The sequence below is a fragment of the Rhodococcus maanshanensis NBRC 100610 genome (assembly GCF_001894865.1).
Classification (GTDB): domain Bacteria; phylum Actinomycetota; class Actinomycetes; order Mycobacteriales; family Mycobacteriaceae; genus Rhodococcus_G; species Rhodococcus_G maanshanensis.
In genome coordinates this window covers 33,247-46,680 of the sequence record NZ_BCXA01000026.1, presented here as the reverse complement: position 1 = coordinate 46,680, position 13,434 = coordinate 33,247, and the positions used below count along the sequence as shown (strand labels likewise).

General features: G+C 70.1%; 16 protein-coding genes. 10 read left to right on the top strand and 6 right to left on the bottom strand.

The annotated features are described in order from the left end of the window. The first annotated feature begins 38 nt into the window (after window positions 1-38). The 6 genes from RM1_RS13810 (at window position 39) to RM1_RS13785 (ending at window position 5,839) form a co-directional block, all read left to right on the top strand. Window positions 39-1,160 carry a chaperone MoxR1 gene (locus RM1_RS13810; RefSeq protein WP_072751977.1) on the top strand — a complete coding sequence of 374 codons (1,122 nt, stop codon included), beginning with the start codon at window positions 39-41 and terminating at the stop codon, window positions 1,158-1,160. Next, on the top strand, window positions 1,157-2,125 hold the full coding sequence (locus tag RM1_RS13805) for a DUF58 domain-containing protein (RefSeq protein WP_072751975.1): 969 nt from the start codon (window positions 1,157-1,159) through the stop codon (window positions 2,123-2,125). The genes RM1_RS13810 and RM1_RS13805 overlap by 4 nt, the downstream gene beginning before the upstream one ends. Beyond that, the gene (locus RM1_RS13800) at window positions 2,122-3,102 is read left to right on the top strand and encodes a VWA domain-containing protein (RefSeq protein WP_072751973.1); all 981 of its coding nucleotides are present in this window, start codon (window positions 2,122-2,124) and stop codon (window positions 3,100-3,102) included. The genes RM1_RS13805 and RM1_RS13800 overlap by 4 nt, the downstream gene beginning before the upstream one ends. 71 nt (window positions 3,103-3,173) lie before the next feature. Then, on the top strand, window positions 3,174-3,896 hold the full coding sequence (fabG1, locus tag RM1_RS13795; protein ID WP_027501904.1) for a 3-oxoacyl-ACP reductase FabG1: 723 nt from the start codon (window positions 3,174-3,176) through the stop codon (window positions 3,894-3,896). Window positions 3,897-3,948: 52 nt separating this feature from the next. After that, a complete protein-coding gene (gene inhA, locus RM1_RS13790; protein ID WP_072751971.1) occupies window positions 3,949-4,779 on the top strand; it encodes an NADH-dependent enoyl-ACP reductase InhA in 831 nt (276 codons plus the stop codon). A gap of 7 nt (window positions 4,780-4,786) precedes the next feature. Further along, complete coding sequence (locus RM1_RS13785; RefSeq protein ID WP_072751969.1) at window positions 4,787-5,839, top strand: ferrochelatase; 1,053 nt, start codon at window positions 4,787-4,789, stop codon at window positions 5,837-5,839. 9 nt (window positions 5,840-5,848) lie between these two features. Here the strand turns inward: RM1_RS13785 and RM1_RS13780 are convergent, their stop codons facing one another. After that, entirely contained in the window at window positions 5,849-6,229 is a 381-nt protein-coding gene (locus tag RM1_RS13780; RefSeq protein ID WP_072751967.1) for a glyoxalase superfamily protein, read from the bottom strand. 136 nt (window positions 6,230-6,365) lie between these two features. Between RM1_RS13780 and RM1_RS13775 the strand changes: the two genes are divergently transcribed. Beyond that, on the top strand, window positions 6,366-7,256 hold the full coding sequence (locus tag RM1_RS13775; protein ID WP_072752101.1) for a class I SAM-dependent methyltransferase: 891 nt from the start codon (window positions 6,366-6,368) through the stop codon (window positions 7,254-7,256). Between the two features lie 7 nt (window positions 7,257-7,263). Here RM1_RS13775 and RM1_RS13770 read toward each other — a convergent pair whose 3' ends face one another. Continuing rightward, a complete protein-coding gene (locus tag RM1_RS13770; RefSeq protein ID WP_072751965.1) occupies window positions 7,264-8,076 on the bottom strand; it encodes an Rv1486c family protein in 813 nt (270 codons plus the stop codon). 82 nt (window positions 8,077-8,158) lie between these two features. Between RM1_RS13770 and RM1_RS13765 the strand changes: the two genes are divergently transcribed. Genes RM1_RS13765 through RM1_RS13755 form a run of 3 tightly spaced genes read left to right on the top strand, consistent with a single transcriptional unit; the run spans window position 8,159 to window position 10,657 of the window. Further along, window positions 8,159-8,974, top strand: a complete 816-nt coding sequence (locus tag RM1_RS13765; protein ID WP_072751963.1) for a DUF3097 domain-containing protein — start codon at window positions 8,159-8,161, stop codon at window positions 8,972-8,974. Window positions 8,975-9,028: 54 nt separating this feature from the next. Beyond that, entirely contained in the window at window positions 9,029-9,460 is a 432-nt protein-coding gene (locus tag RM1_RS13760; RefSeq protein WP_072751961.1) for an NfeD family protein, read from the top strand. Further along, window positions 9,461-10,657: an SPFH domain-containing protein gene (locus tag RM1_RS13755; RefSeq protein WP_072751960.1), complete on the top strand. Its 1,197-nt coding sequence runs from the start codon at window positions 9,461-9,463 to the stop codon at window positions 10,655-10,657. Between the two features lie 10 nt (window positions 10,658-10,667). Here RM1_RS13755 and RM1_RS13750 read toward each other — a convergent pair whose 3' ends face one another. The 4 genes from RM1_RS13750 to RM1_RS13735 are packed head-to-tail and all read right to left on the bottom strand — an operon-like array spanning window position 10,668 to window position 13,343. Beyond that, a complete protein-coding gene (locus RM1_RS13750) occupies window positions 10,668-11,177 on the bottom strand; it encodes a hypothetical protein (RefSeq protein ID WP_072751959.1) in 510 nt (169 codons plus the stop codon). Continuing rightward, window positions 11,174-11,755 carry a helix-turn-helix domain-containing protein gene (locus RM1_RS13745; protein ID WP_072751957.1) on the bottom strand — a complete coding sequence of 194 codons (582 nt, stop codon included), beginning with the start codon at window positions 11,753-11,755 and terminating at the stop codon, window positions 11,174-11,176. The genes RM1_RS13750 and RM1_RS13745 overlap by 4 nt, the downstream gene beginning before the upstream one ends. A gap of 60 nt (window positions 11,756-11,815) precedes the next feature. Next, window positions 11,816-12,493, bottom strand: coding sequence for a TVP38/TMEM64 family protein (locus RM1_RS13740; RefSeq protein ID WP_245816318.1), 678 nt, complete (start codon window positions 12,491-12,493; stop codon window positions 11,816-11,818). Then, window positions 12,474-13,343, bottom strand: coding sequence for a PaaI family thioesterase (locus RM1_RS13735; RefSeq protein WP_072751955.1), 870 nt, complete (start codon window positions 13,341-13,343; stop codon window positions 12,474-12,476). The genes RM1_RS13740 and RM1_RS13735 overlap by 20 nt, the downstream gene beginning before the upstream one ends. Window positions 13,344-13,434 lie beyond the last annotated feature (91 nt).

Sequence of the window (13,434 nt, the reverse complement as noted above, 5' to 3'; positions counted from 1 at the left end):
AGGCGGATCGAGGCGATCGATGTGAAAGCGGTGGATTCTTGGTGACCTCAGCTGACGGGGCGACCGGCAGTACGGACGTGCAGATCCTCGAGAAGGTGATCTACGAGGTCAAGCGGGTCATTGTCGGGCAGGACCGGCTGGTCGAGCGCATTCTGGTCGGGCTCCTCGCGAAGGGGCACGTGCTGCTCGAGGGCGTGCCGGGTGTCGCCAAGACGCTGGCGGTGGAGACCTTCGCCACTGTCGTCGGCGGTTCGTTCTCCCGGGTGCAGTTCACCCCGGACCTGGTGCCGACCGACCTGGTCGGTACCCGGATCTATCGGCAGGGCCGGGAGGAGTTCGACACCGAGCTCGGTCCCGTTGTCGCGAACTTCGTGCTCGCCGACGAGATCAACCGGGCGCCCGCGAAGGTCCAGTCGGCCCTGCTCGAGGTGATGGCCGAGCGGCACGTCACCATCGGCGGCAAGACGGTCCCCATGCCCGAGCCGTTCCTGGTCATGGCGACCCAGAACCCGATCGAGAGCGAGGGCGTCTACCAGCTGCCCGAGGCGCAGCGCGACCGCTTCCTGTTCAAGATCCTCGTGGACTACCCATCCGTCGAGGAGGAGCGCGAGATCGTCTACCGGATGGGTGTCGCGGCTCCCGAGCCGAAGCCGATCCTGGATCCGGCCGAGCTGATCCGCCTGCAGAAGGCAGCAAGCGCCGTTTTCGTGCACCACGCCCTCGTGGACTACGTGGTTCGCGTCATCGCCGCCACCCGCACCCCTGCCGACCTGGGCATGACCGATGTGGCCGGGTGGATCGCCTACGGTGCCTCGCCGCGCGCGACGCTCGGGATCATCGCCGCCTCGCGTGCGCTCGCGCTGATGCGCGGACGCGACTACGTGGTGCCGCAGGACGTGCTCGAGGTGATCCCGGACGTGCTCCGCCATCGCCTGGTGCTCTCCTACGACGCCCTCGCGGACGATGTCTCGCCCGACGACGTCATCACAAGGGTCTTGCAGAGCGTCGGTCTCCCGCAGGTCGCGGCCCAGCCGGTCGCCCCGCCCGTGCAGGCCCAGAACGGAGCGGTCGCCCCGCAGGTGGCCCCGCAGTCGAACGGCACGCCGCAGCAACAGGCTGTCGCCGACCCGACCGCGTCGGTCGGTGGCCAGCAGCGGTGAGCGCTCCGGCTCATCGTGACGGCGGCGCGTTGCCCTCGTTCCGTTCGGGCGAACTGCGCAACCCGGAGCTGTCCGCGGCACTGCGCACCCTCGAACTGACGGTTCGCAGGCGGCTCGACGGCGTCCTGCACGGCGAGCACCTCGGGCTGATCCCGGGGCCGGGCACCGAATCGGGCGACGCCCGCGAGTACCAGCCAGGCGACGACGTCCGGCAGATGGACTGGTCGGTGACCGCGAGGACGACCCATCCGCACGTGCGGGAGTCCGTCGCCGACCGCGAGCTCGAGACGTGGCTGGTCGTCGACCTGTCCGCGAGCCTGGACTTCGGGACGACCGGGGCCGAGAAGCGCGACCTGGCGGTGGCCGCCGCGGCCGCCGTCACCCACCTCACCAGCGGGGGCGGCAACCGGATCGGCGCCATCGTGGCGACCGGCGAGCGGACCGTGCGCATCCCCGCGCGCGGCGGCCGGCTGCACGCGCAGGCGATGCTCCGTAAGATCGCGACCACCCCACACGCCCCGGACGGGGTGCGCGGAGACCTGCGCGGCGCGATCGAGTCGCTGCGCAGGCCCCAGCGCAGGCGCGGTCTCGCCGTGGTGATCAGTGACTTCCTCGGTCCGATCGACTGGGAGCGGTCGATGCGTGCGGTGTCCGGCCGGCACGACCTGCTCGGCATCGAGGTGCTCGATCCCCGCGACCTGGAGCTGCCGGACGTTGGCGACGTCGTGCTGCACGATCCGGAGACGGGCCGGACCCGGGAGTTCCACACCACCCCGGGACTGCGCGCGGACTTCGCCGCGGCCGCGCAGGCGCACCGTCGCGCGGTCGAGCACACGCTGCGCGGGTGCGGGGCGCCCGTCCTGGCGCTGCGCACCGACCGGGACTGGATCGCTGATGTCGTTCGCTTCGTGGCGTCGCGCCGGCACAGTTATGGTGCTCGGGTGAATCGGGTGCCGCGCCAGTGAGCTTCGCTGATTTCGCGTCCCCCATGTGGTTGGCGTTCCTCGTGGTGGTGGCGGCCCTCGCCGTCGCCTACGTCCTGGTCCAGCGGAGCAGGCACAAGCACCTGCTCCGGTTCTCCAACCTCGAGCTCCTCGAAAAGGTCGCCCCGTCGCGGCCGGGGCGCTATCGGCACGTGCCGACCGCGCTGGTGCTGTGCGGACTGTTGCTGCTCACGGTGGCGCTCGCGGGCCCGACGTCGGAGAAGCGGGTGCCGAGGAACCGGGCCACCGTGATCATGGTGATCGACGTATCCCTGTCGATGAAGGCCACCGACGTGGAGCCGACCCGGTTCGACGCCGCCAAGGCCGCCGCGAAGGACTTCGCGGACGGGCTGACACCCGGGATCAACCTCGGGCTTGTCGCGTTCGCGGGTACCGCCTCGGTCCTGGTCTCGCCGACCATCAATCGCGAGGAGACCAAGACCGCGATCGATCACCTCAAGCTGAGCGAACGAACGGCGACCGGCGAGGCCATCTTCACCTCGCTGCAGTCGATCGAGACGCTCGGCGCGGTCCTCGGAGGCGGGGATCAGGCGCCGCCCGCGCGGATCGTGCTCCTCTCCGACGGGAAGCAGACCGTCCCCGACGATCCCGACGCCCAGCGCGGCGGCTACACCGCGGCAAGGGAGGCGAAGGAGAAGGGCGTGCCGATCTCGACGATCTCGTTCGGCACCACCTACGGCACCGTCGATATCGAGGACGAGCGGATCCCGGTCCCGGTCGACGACCCGTCGCTCCGGGAGATCGCGAACCTCTCCGGCGGTAGCTTCTTCACGGCGTCCAGCCTCGAGGAACTGCGCAAGGTCTACGACACCCTCGAGGAACAGATCGGGTTCGAGACGACCAGGGGCGACGCCAGCAGGCCGTGGCTAGTGCTCGGGGTGCTGTGCACCGCGGCGGGGCTCGCCCTGGCATTGGTTCTGCGCCAACGCCTGCCCTGACGGGGCGATGACCCGTCACAATTTCACCGACCGACGCCAACGCGGCGTACCCGAACAGATAGGTTGATCGCATGTCGAACACCCCCTCTCCGTCCCGTTCCGTGCTCGTGACCGGAGGCAACCGCGGCATCGGCCTCGCGGTGGCCCAGCGTCTCGCGGCGGACGGCCACAAGGTGGCGGTCACGCACCGTGGTTCCGGGGTTCCCGAGGGCCTGTTCGGTGTGAAGTGCGACGTCACCGACGCGGAGTCGGTCGACCGGGCGTTCACCGAGGTCGAGGAGCACCAGGGTCCGGTCGAGGTGCTGGTCGCCAACGCGGGCATCACCGACGACACGCTGCTCATGCGGATGACCGAGGAGCAGTTCACGAACGTCATCGACGCCAACCTCACCGGTGCCTTCCGCTGCGCCAAGCGGGCCAACCGAGGCATGCTGCGGGGGCGCTGGGGCCGGATGATCTTCCTCGGTTCGGTGGTGGGCATGGCCGGTCAGGCCGGGCAGATCAACTACGCCGCCTCCAAGGCCGGGGTCATCGGTCTGGCGCGCTCGGTGACCCGCGAGCTGGGTTCGCGGTCGATCACCGCGAACGTCGTCGCACCCGGCTTCATCGAGACCGACATGACCGCCGACCTGCCGGAGGACATGAAGGAGATGGCGAAGAAGTTCATCCCGCTGCAGCGAGTCGGCAAGGCCGAGGACGTCGCCGCCGTGGTCAGCTTCCTCGCCTCGGAGGACTCCGCGTACGTCTCCGGCGCGGTCATCCCGGTCGACGGCGGCATGGGCATGGGCCACTAGTTCCGCTCGAAGCGCAACCAACACACAGACTTTCACCTACAGGAGTACAAGCATGGGCGGATTGCTCGAAGGCAAGACGATTCTCGTCACCGGCATCATCACCGATTCGTCGATCGCGTTCCACGCCGCGAAGGTGGCGCAGGAGCAGGGCGCGAAGGTCATCATCACCGGCTTCGACCGGCTCCGGCTGATCGACCGCATCGCGCAGCGCCTGCCGCAGCCGGTGCCGCCCGCGATCGAACTGGACGCCACCAACGAGGAGCACCTGAGCGCGCTCGCCGACCGGGTCCGCGAGGTGGCGCCGGAGGGTGTCGACGGTGTCCTGCACTCGATCGCCTTCGCGCCCCGGACGCTGATGGGGCCCGACGCCAAGCCGTTCCTCGACGGCCCGGGACCCGACGCGGCCAAGTCGTTCGAGATCTCGGCGTGGAGCTACGCGGCCCTCGCCCGTGCCGTGCTTCCCGTCATGAACGAGGGTGGCTCGATCGTCGGCATGGACTTCGACCCGCGCACGGCGATGCCGTACTACAACTGGATGGGCGTCGCGAAGGCCGCGCTCGAGTCGGTCAACCGGTACGTGGCGCGGGAGGTCGGCGAGGCGAAGAAGATCCGCTCGAACCTGGTCGCGGCCGGTCCGATCAAGACCCTCGCGGCGAAGGCGATCGCGGGCACCGCGACCGACGACGCGAAGCAGCTGAACCAGCTCCAGTCCTACTGGGACGGCGCGTCGCCGATCGGCTGGGACGTCGGGGATCCGACCGCGGTCGCGAAGTCGATCTGCGCGGTGCTCTCGGACTGGCTGCCTGCGACGACCGGCTCGATCATCTACGTCGACGGCGGGGCCAGCCACAACATGTGGTTCCCGGAGGGTTTCGCGGGCTGACACGCCGATGACCGAGTACGACGCCCTGCTGTTGCTCTCCTTCGGCGGACCCGAGAAGCCCGACGACGTCCGCCCGTTCCTGGAGAACGTGACCAGGGGCAGGGGAGTGCCGCCCGAGCGCCTCGACGAGGTGGTCGAGCACTACCTGCACTTCGGCGGGGTGTCGCCGATCAATCGGCTCAACCGCGACATCATCGCCACGGTCGAGGCCGAGTTCGCCGATGCGGGAATCGAGTTGCCGATCTACTTCGGCAACCGAAACTGGCATCCGATGGTCGAGGACACCGTCGCTCGCATGCGCGACGACGGTGTCCGCTCGGCGCTGGTGTTCCCCACCTCGGCGTGGGGCGGCTATTCGGGTTGCAGGCAGTACCACGAGGACATCGAGCGGGCGAGGAACGCGGTCGGAGACGGTGCTCCCGCGCTGGTGAAGCTGCGTCAGTACTACGACCACCCACTGCTCATCGCCGCGTTCGCCGGGGCCATCGGCGCGGCCCGTGAGCAGCTCCCCGCCCACCAGCGTGCGGGGGCCAGGCTCGTGTTCACCGCGCACTCCATTCCGGTCTCCGCGGATGCCTCCGCAGGCCCGCCTGCCGACGGTGGCCGGCTCTACAGCCGTCAGGTCGCAGAGGCGGCGCGGCTGTGTGCCGGCTCGGTCGGCGTCGACGAATACGACCTGGTCTGGCAGTCGCGGTCGGGCCCGCCGCAGATCCCGTGGCTCGAGCCGGACATCTGCGATCACCTGGACGCGCTCGCCGCGGCTGGCTCCGAGGCCGTCATCGTGTGCCCGGTTGGCTTCGTCTCCGACCACCTCGAGGTGATCTGGGACCTCGACACCGAGGCAAGGGACAGGGCCGCCGAGCTCGGGTTGGGCTACGTCCGGGTCGGCACGCCTGGCACCGATCCCCGTTTCGCGCAGCTGGTTTCGGCGCTGGTGCGGGAGATGTCGGAGGGCGGCAACCCGCAGCGGCTCGGCTCGGAGCCGCTGTACGGGGCGGGCACGAACGGCGCCCTGTGCGCGGTGGCGTGCTGTGAGCCGCCGCGCAGGCCGGGACGCTGACCGCCCGTCTCAGCCGGAGATCTGTTGCAGGGTCCAGCTGTTCCCGTCCGGGTCGGTGAAGGCTGCGTAGGAGACGGTCGGCTTGCCAGGGGCGCCCATCTTTTCGACCTCACCCATCTCCACGCCGCGGCCCGCGAGTTCGGCACGTGCACCGTGGATGTCGTCGACGACCAGGTGCAGGCCCTTCACCGAACCAGGAGTGGTGTCGACGATGCCGATGCCGAAACAGATGGAGCAGGCTGACCCGGGCGGGGTCAGCTGCACGACGCGGAACTGATCACCCGCGCTGTGGTCGTGGTCGAGCGTGAAGCCCGCCTTGTCGACGTAGAAGGACTTCGCACGCTCGACGTCGGCGACGGGAAGCGGTACGAGCTGGAGTCTCAGGTCCACGGTTGTCTGCCCTCTCCTGCGTGTGTGCATCGGGAACGGTCACCGAGGATCCTCCTCCTCCGATGACGACGGTGTCAGGCAGGCGCGCACCGGCGTAGTGTTCGGACCGTCGGAACCTGGAGAGGCGATGGTGCTGATGCGTACCGACGGAGACACCTGGGACATCGTGAGCAGCGTGGGCCGCACCGCGTTGGGGGTGGCGACCTTCCGGGCGCTGGAATCGGAGCGCCCCGACCCGCTGATCACGGACGGGTTCGCTCGATGGTTCGTCGAGGCGGCCGGTGACGAGCACTTCACCGGCCTGCTGGCCGACCCGTCCCCACTCGAGGCGATGCCGTTCTTCTTCCCTGGTTTCATGGGCGTGCGGACCAGGTTCTTCGACGAGTACTTCACCGCGGCCACGGCCGAAGGGGTGGGGCAGGCGGTGATCCTGGCCGCCGGGCTGGACGCGCGGGCGTACCGCCTGGACTGGGCGCCGGACGTGACGGTCTTCGAGGTCGACCAGCCGAAGGTGCTGGACTTCAAATCCGGCGTGCTCGACGGGCACGGTGCCAGGCCGAAGGTCGATCGCCTGCCCGTCGCCGTCGACCTGCGCGAGGATTGGCCTGCCGCGCTGGAGGCGGCGGGCTTCGACCCGGGCAGGCCGTGCGCCTGGTCGGCCGAGGGTCTGTTGCCATACCTGCCAGGCGCGGCGCACGACGCGCTGTTCGAGCGGATCGACGGTCTCTCGGCCCCCGGCAGCCGGATCGCGCTGGACGGATTCGGATCCGCGACGGACGTGAGACGGTTCCTTGCGTTGCGGGACAAGTACTTCGGGGGCAAGTCCTTCGGAGACATCGACGTCGAGGCGTTGTTCTACGACGACGAACGGGCCGACCCGGCGCAGTGGTTGACCGAGCACGGCTGGACCGTGCAGCGGTTCAGTCCGGTCGAACTCACCACGGGTTACGGTGTGGAGGTCCCGGATCTGCCGGACGACCTCGTGGAACTGGCGCAGACACCGGCGTACCTGACGGCGACGAAATAGCGACGGGTCACACCCGCGGCCGGGCCGCTCGGACGGTCGCGGCGACCGCCCCGAGACGGGCCGCCCTGATGGTCGACCAGAGCGGTCGGAGGGTCTCCTCGCGCGCCGCCACGCCTGCGGCGGTCTGCGCCCGGACCCCGGTCTCGCCCGCGACGGTGAGGATCGCGGCGACCTGGTCGGCGGTGTCGAAGATGCGCAGCGCGCGATCGGGAGTGGAGTCGGGGTAGCTGTGGTGCGAGAACTCCTCGATCGCCTCGGCGATGCGGGCGCGAGAGTCGCGGTCGTCGGCCGCGAAACCGCCGCGCATCGACGCGAGCGTGTCGGCGGCATCGCGGACGGCGCGGCGCATCTCGAACTCGGCCTCACCCAGCCCCATCTGTTCGACGGGCTGCGGGATGGTCGGGACCGGGAACACCGTCCAGCGCAACACATCCGGCCCCTCCACGGTCGGCACGATGCCGATACCCTGCCTGCCGGGCGCGCCGACCAGGATGCCTTCCTCGGCGTGGATGGCTGCCGCGGCGAAGTCGGTGCCGGTCGGCAGTCCGCGGACATCGCCGGGTGCAGGCAACACGAGGGTGAGCTGGGTGTCCGGATCCTCGGTGCTGAGCCTGCGGGCGATCCGCATCAGCACGATCGGTCCGTTGTCCTGGAGTTGCGGCCATGGCAGGTCCAGGCGCAGAGCCACCTCGGCATCGCCGGCCCCCACCAGGTGCATGGGCGCCCAGGACTGGACGGCGTCGATGACGTCGTCTGGGGAGCTGGTGCCGGCGAGCCAGGCGGCGGCCCACACGGTGAAGGTGGTGCTGGAACAGGACACGGTATTCCAGCATAGGTCGGCGTGGCGGGCGGCGACCAACCGAATCGGTGTCCTAGCGTTGGCGACCGTGAGTTCACGCGATATGTACGGCGGAAACATCTTCTCCGGCCACACCCGTAGTCGACGACCGGAGTACCCGAAGGTCCCCGCGGACAAGGGGCTCGTGGTCGAGGACTCGGCGACCGGCTACTGCGGCGCCGTGGTCGGCATGGAGAAGACGTACGACGGCGATTACGTCCGTCTCGAGGACGCGCGACGCCAGACGCGACTGTTCGCGATGCGTGAGGCGGCCTTCCTGATCGACGGCAAGCCGGTGACCCTGGTGCGGCCGACCGCTGCGAAGAAGCCGGCCGCGGCCACCAGGTCCGCGTCCGGTTCGACCCGGGTGGAGGGGCTGAAGGCGCGCACCGCGCTGCCCAGCCGGATCTGGGTGGAGGGCATCCACGACGCCGCGCTCGTCGAGCGGGTCTGGGGCCATGACCTGCGGGTCGAGGGCGTCGTCGTCGAGCACCTGGAGGGACTCGACAACCTCGCCGACCGGCTGGCCGAGTTCCGGCCGGGACCGGGCCGCAAGGTCGGCGTGCTCGCCGACCATCTGGTGGAGGGCTCGAAGGAGTCCAGGATGACGCAGAACGTCGGACCGCACGTGCTGGTCACCGGGCATCCGTACATCGACGTGTGGGAGGCGGTGCGGCCCAAGGCGGTCGGCATCGCCGCGTGGCCGAAGATCCCGCGCGGCCAGGACTGGAAGACGGGAATCTGCCGGGAGCTGGGCTGGGGGACCCCGCAGGACGGGTGGCGCCGCGTCTACGGCGCCGTGTCCAGCTTCCGCGACCTGGAGTCGCCACTGATCGGCGCGGTCGAGCGGCTGGTCGACTTCGTCACAGCCGCGGACTGATCCCGCCGTCGTTTCCCGGGCCGCACTGGAGGGGAACTCTGGTTAGATGGTGTTGTGGCAGCACTTGTCTGGCTGATAGCAGGGGTTTTGCTGGCCGCCGCCGAGGCATTGTCGGGGGATTTCTTCCTGCTGATGTTGGCAGGTGGCGCATTTGCCGCGGCCGGGGTCAGCGCGGTGACCGACTGGCCGGTGTGGATCGACGCAGTGGTGTTCGGCGTGGTGTCGCTCGCGCTCGTCGTCGGGGTGCGGCCAGCGTTGCTGCGCCGCTTCGCGAAGCCGCCGCTGCTGCCGACCAACGTCGAGGCGCTGACGGGCAAGCACGCGCTGGTGCTCGAGGAGGTTGCCGAGCACGCGGGCCAGATCAAGCTCGCAGGCGAGGTGTGGACGGCCCGCCCGCTCGACAGCTCCGAGGTGTATCCGCCGGGGACGACCGTGACCGTGATGGAGATTGACGGCGCGACCGCCGTCGTATGGAGGGGACCGTAAATGGCCGCACTGATCGTTCTTGCCGTCATCGTGCTGCTGGTGGTGATCGTGGTGGCGAAGTCGGTCGCCCTGGTCCCGCAGGCGGAGGCGGCAGTCATCGAGCGGCTCGGCCGCTACGCGAGGACGGTGTCCGGCCAGCTGACCTTCCTTGTTCCGTTCGTCGACCGGATCCGGGCCAAGGTCGACCTGCGCGAGCGAGTGGTGTCCTTCCCTCCGCAGCCGGTGATCACCCAGGACAACCTGACACTGAACATCGACACCGTCGTCTACTTCCAGGTCACCAACCCGCAGGCCGCGGTGTACGAGATCAACAACTACATCGTCGGTGTGGAGCAGCTGACCACCACGACGCTGCGCAACGTGGTCGGCGGCATGACCCTCGAGGAGACGCTGACCTCGCGCGATTCGATCAACGGGCAGCTCCGAGGGGTGCTGGACGAGGCCACCGGCCGCTGGGGCCTGCGCGTGGCCCGCGTCGAGCTCAAGAGCATCGATCCGCCGCCGTCGATCCAGGAGTCGATGGAGAAGCAGATGAAGGCGGACCGCGAGAAGCGGGCGATGATCCTCACGGCCGAGGGCCACCGCGAATCCGCCATCAAGACGGCGGAGGGCGACAAGCAGTCGCGGATCCTCGCGGCGGAGGGTGCCAAGCAGGCGTCGATCCTCAGCGCGGAGGGCGAGCGGCAGTCCCGAATCCTGCGCGCGCAGGGCGAGCGGGCCGCGAAGTACCTGCAGGCACAGGGTCAGGCGAAGGCGATCGAGAAGGTCTTCGCGGCCATCAAGGCGGGCAAGCCGACGCCGGAACTGCTTGCGTACCAGTACCTTCAGACCCTGCCGCAGATGGCGCAGGGTGATGCGAACAAGGTGTGGCTGGTGCCGAGCGACTTCGGGGATGCGCTGAAGGGCTTCGCGCGGACCCTCGGGGCGCCGGGGGAGGACGGGGTGTTCCGGTACGAGCCCAGCCAGGCTCAGGAGGACCTGCCGAAGCCGGAGGACGACTCGGCGGAGGTCGCCGACTGGTTCGAGACGAAGTCGGACCCGACCGTCGCGCGCGCGGTCGCGGCGGCGGAAGCCGTTGCGCGCCAACCTGTCGACACCTCGCTTGTGCCCGAGCACCAGCTCGAGCCGCAGCGTCACGAGGCGAGCGAGCTCCCGGCGGGCCCGGCGGATCCGGGTGGGCAGCTGCCGCCCGCGTAGTCGTAGGCGTTTAAGTGATGAGCCCCTTCGCGACCCCGCACACCGCCACCGACCACAGCACGCTGGTGAAGGTGCCGATGATGAACTGTTCGGACGCATGGGGTTCGCGCAGTTCGGGATAGCGCGCCAGGCCCTTGACCGCGAGCACGATCGCGAGGCCCTCGGGCCAGCCGGCCAGGATCGCCACCGCGACGGCGCTGCGCTCGAGTACACCGATAATCCGGCCGCCATACAACGGACCCTTCTCGGGCGTCGGTCCCGCGTCCTCCTGGCGCTTGGCGATGCGAAATGCCGCGCGTACCAACGGCGCTCCGCCGGTGGCTGCCGCAAGCACTGCCAGCACCAGCGTGGCACCCAGCGCGAATCCGGTGACGGGCCGGGTCGCCGTTGCGGCGAGTGCGGCGCCGCCGAGGGCGAGCGCCGTGAGGGTCGGGCTGATCCAGGGCCGGATCCGGCCGCCGGCGAGCACCACAGGGCACAGCGCGGCGAGGCCGAGCAGCACCAGGGCGAGCGTGGTCATCGGGCCGCCTCCTGGAGTAGTCGCCGGGCGAGGGTGCGTCCGGCGCACTCCGCCTGCCATCCGGCCACTGCCAACCGCTGCGAGATGGCCTGCTTGCTGATGCCGAGTCGCTCCGCGGCCTCGGCCTGGGTGAGTCCCTCCCGCATCGCGGCGACCGCGTCCCGACCCGGCTCGGACCGCCTCGACATGAGTGCCGACACCAGCATGAGCGCGGTTTCCGCGTCGGTGGCGGACGCGGTGTCGGGGCCGGTGACGGCGATCGAGCCGGGCAGGTTCTTGGCCCGATCGACCGCGTCCCTCGCGGCCTCGTAGGCCGGCCCGCGGCCGGCTCGGGTGCTGGCGGGCAGGGGGCTCTCGACCGGACCGATGCCGATTCCCACGCTCCAGTACCCGCGTGCCGCCAGTTCGAGCGCGAGGTCGACAACCAGGTCGGCGCGGTCCGCAACGGCCTGCACCTCGTCGCCCGCGGTTCGCTCGAAGGGGCGCAGCAGCGGTGCGTCCGCGAACTCGTGCAGGATCGGATCGACGCGGTCGACGTCCCGGCGGCTGCCGCGCTGGTCGACCGTCATGACGAACATCTGTCAAGGCTAGGAACTGGATCCTATGAAGTCAAGGTTCTTCACTTGACTTGCCGTGGTCTAGCGTGCGGACTTGACCTCGGTGATGTCTCTCGGGGTCGGCACGCCCATTCGGGCGTCCAGCACCAGGCCGAGGACGCCGATGGCGATGCAGACCGCGGAGAAGGCGAGCAGCGCCGGGTTGGTGTCGCCGCCGAGGGCGTTGCCGAGCACCACGACACCGATGGTGCCGGGCAGCACCCCGGCCAGGGTGGCGAGCATGTAGGGCAGGACCCGGACCGACGACACGCCGCTGCAGTAGTTGATCACCGAGAACGGAACCGCGGCGATCAGCCGCAGCGACCCCACGGCCAGCCAGCCCCTCCGGGCGAGCCGATCGTCGATCGCCTGGATCGCCGGGTGGGTCATCCGCGACGCGAACGCGTCCCGTCCGACGGCGCGCACGAGCAACAGCGCCAGCACGGCGCTGACGGTGGTCGCGGCGACGGCGATCAGGATCCCGGTCGCGGCGCCGAACAGCACCCCGGCGCTGAGGGTGAAGACGGTGCGCGGGACCGGGGCGACCGTGACGAGGGCGTGCACGGCGAAGAACACCAGTGGGAACGCGGGGCCGATGGAGCGCGACCACTCCCGAACCTGGTCGATGGACGGAAGCGGGACGATCAGCGCGGCGACCAGCAGCGCGGCGGCGACCAGCAGCCCCGCGATCAGCTTCGGATCACGAAGGTGCCTGGTCACGTTCGCCAAGAGTACCCGCGGCGGCACGCGGTGCCCGGTCTCCCGGCGTGGCGCGGCGGCAGGTGACCGTCGCGACCCCGCATTCGCGGCCGTCGGCATCCGTGCACGTGACCCGGCTGACGACCACCCGGCGCCCGGCCCGCAGGACCTCGGCCTCGAAGACGGCCGGGCGGTCGAGCGGCACGGTCCGGAAGAAGTTGATCCGCAGGGAACTGGTGTCCATGGCGCCCGCCGACCCGGCCGCGGCCGCGTTGCCCGCGAGATCGTAGGCGCAGGCCTGCACGCCGCCGTGCATGACGCCGAGAGCGTTCGCGAGCGACCGGTTCGGTGGCACGGTCAGCCGCGCGCCGCGCTCGGTCCGTTCGAGCCTGCCGCCGATCGCCTCCAGCGGCGTCGTCGATGTCGGTACGGACCCGTCGGCGGGGACGAGCGGGCGGTCGTCGCGGGACTGCTGGACGCCGTCGATGAAATTGCCCCACGCGGTGCCGGTGGCGACCAGCTCGCCCGCGGAGTCGTACACCCGCACCGAAGCCATCGCACCGTCCTCGCCGCGGGTCTCGAGCCTGCCCTCGGCGGTCAGGTGCGCCCCGGTCCAACCGGTCGGCCGGACGAAGTCGACGGACAGGTCTGCGCTCACCAGGCCCGCCCGATCGCCGCGCCGCTCGTACATGGTGAAGCCGAGGCAGTCGTCGAGGAGCACCCCCAGCGACGCGGTCCCGCCGTGCGACTCGGGCGCGCCCAGGTCCATCGTCATCCGGTTCACCTCGTCTGCGCGGGTGGCCGGGCTGACCCGGAACAGGGCCTGCGGCGTCCTCCGCTCGGCGCCCGTCCTGACGTTCGCAATGCTCATTGGGTGGAGGTTACCGAAGGGTAGGTGATCCAGGCGATAGTGGCCGAAAGGGTGCGGCTAGCATCACAGAAACAATGACTGTGTCCGAATA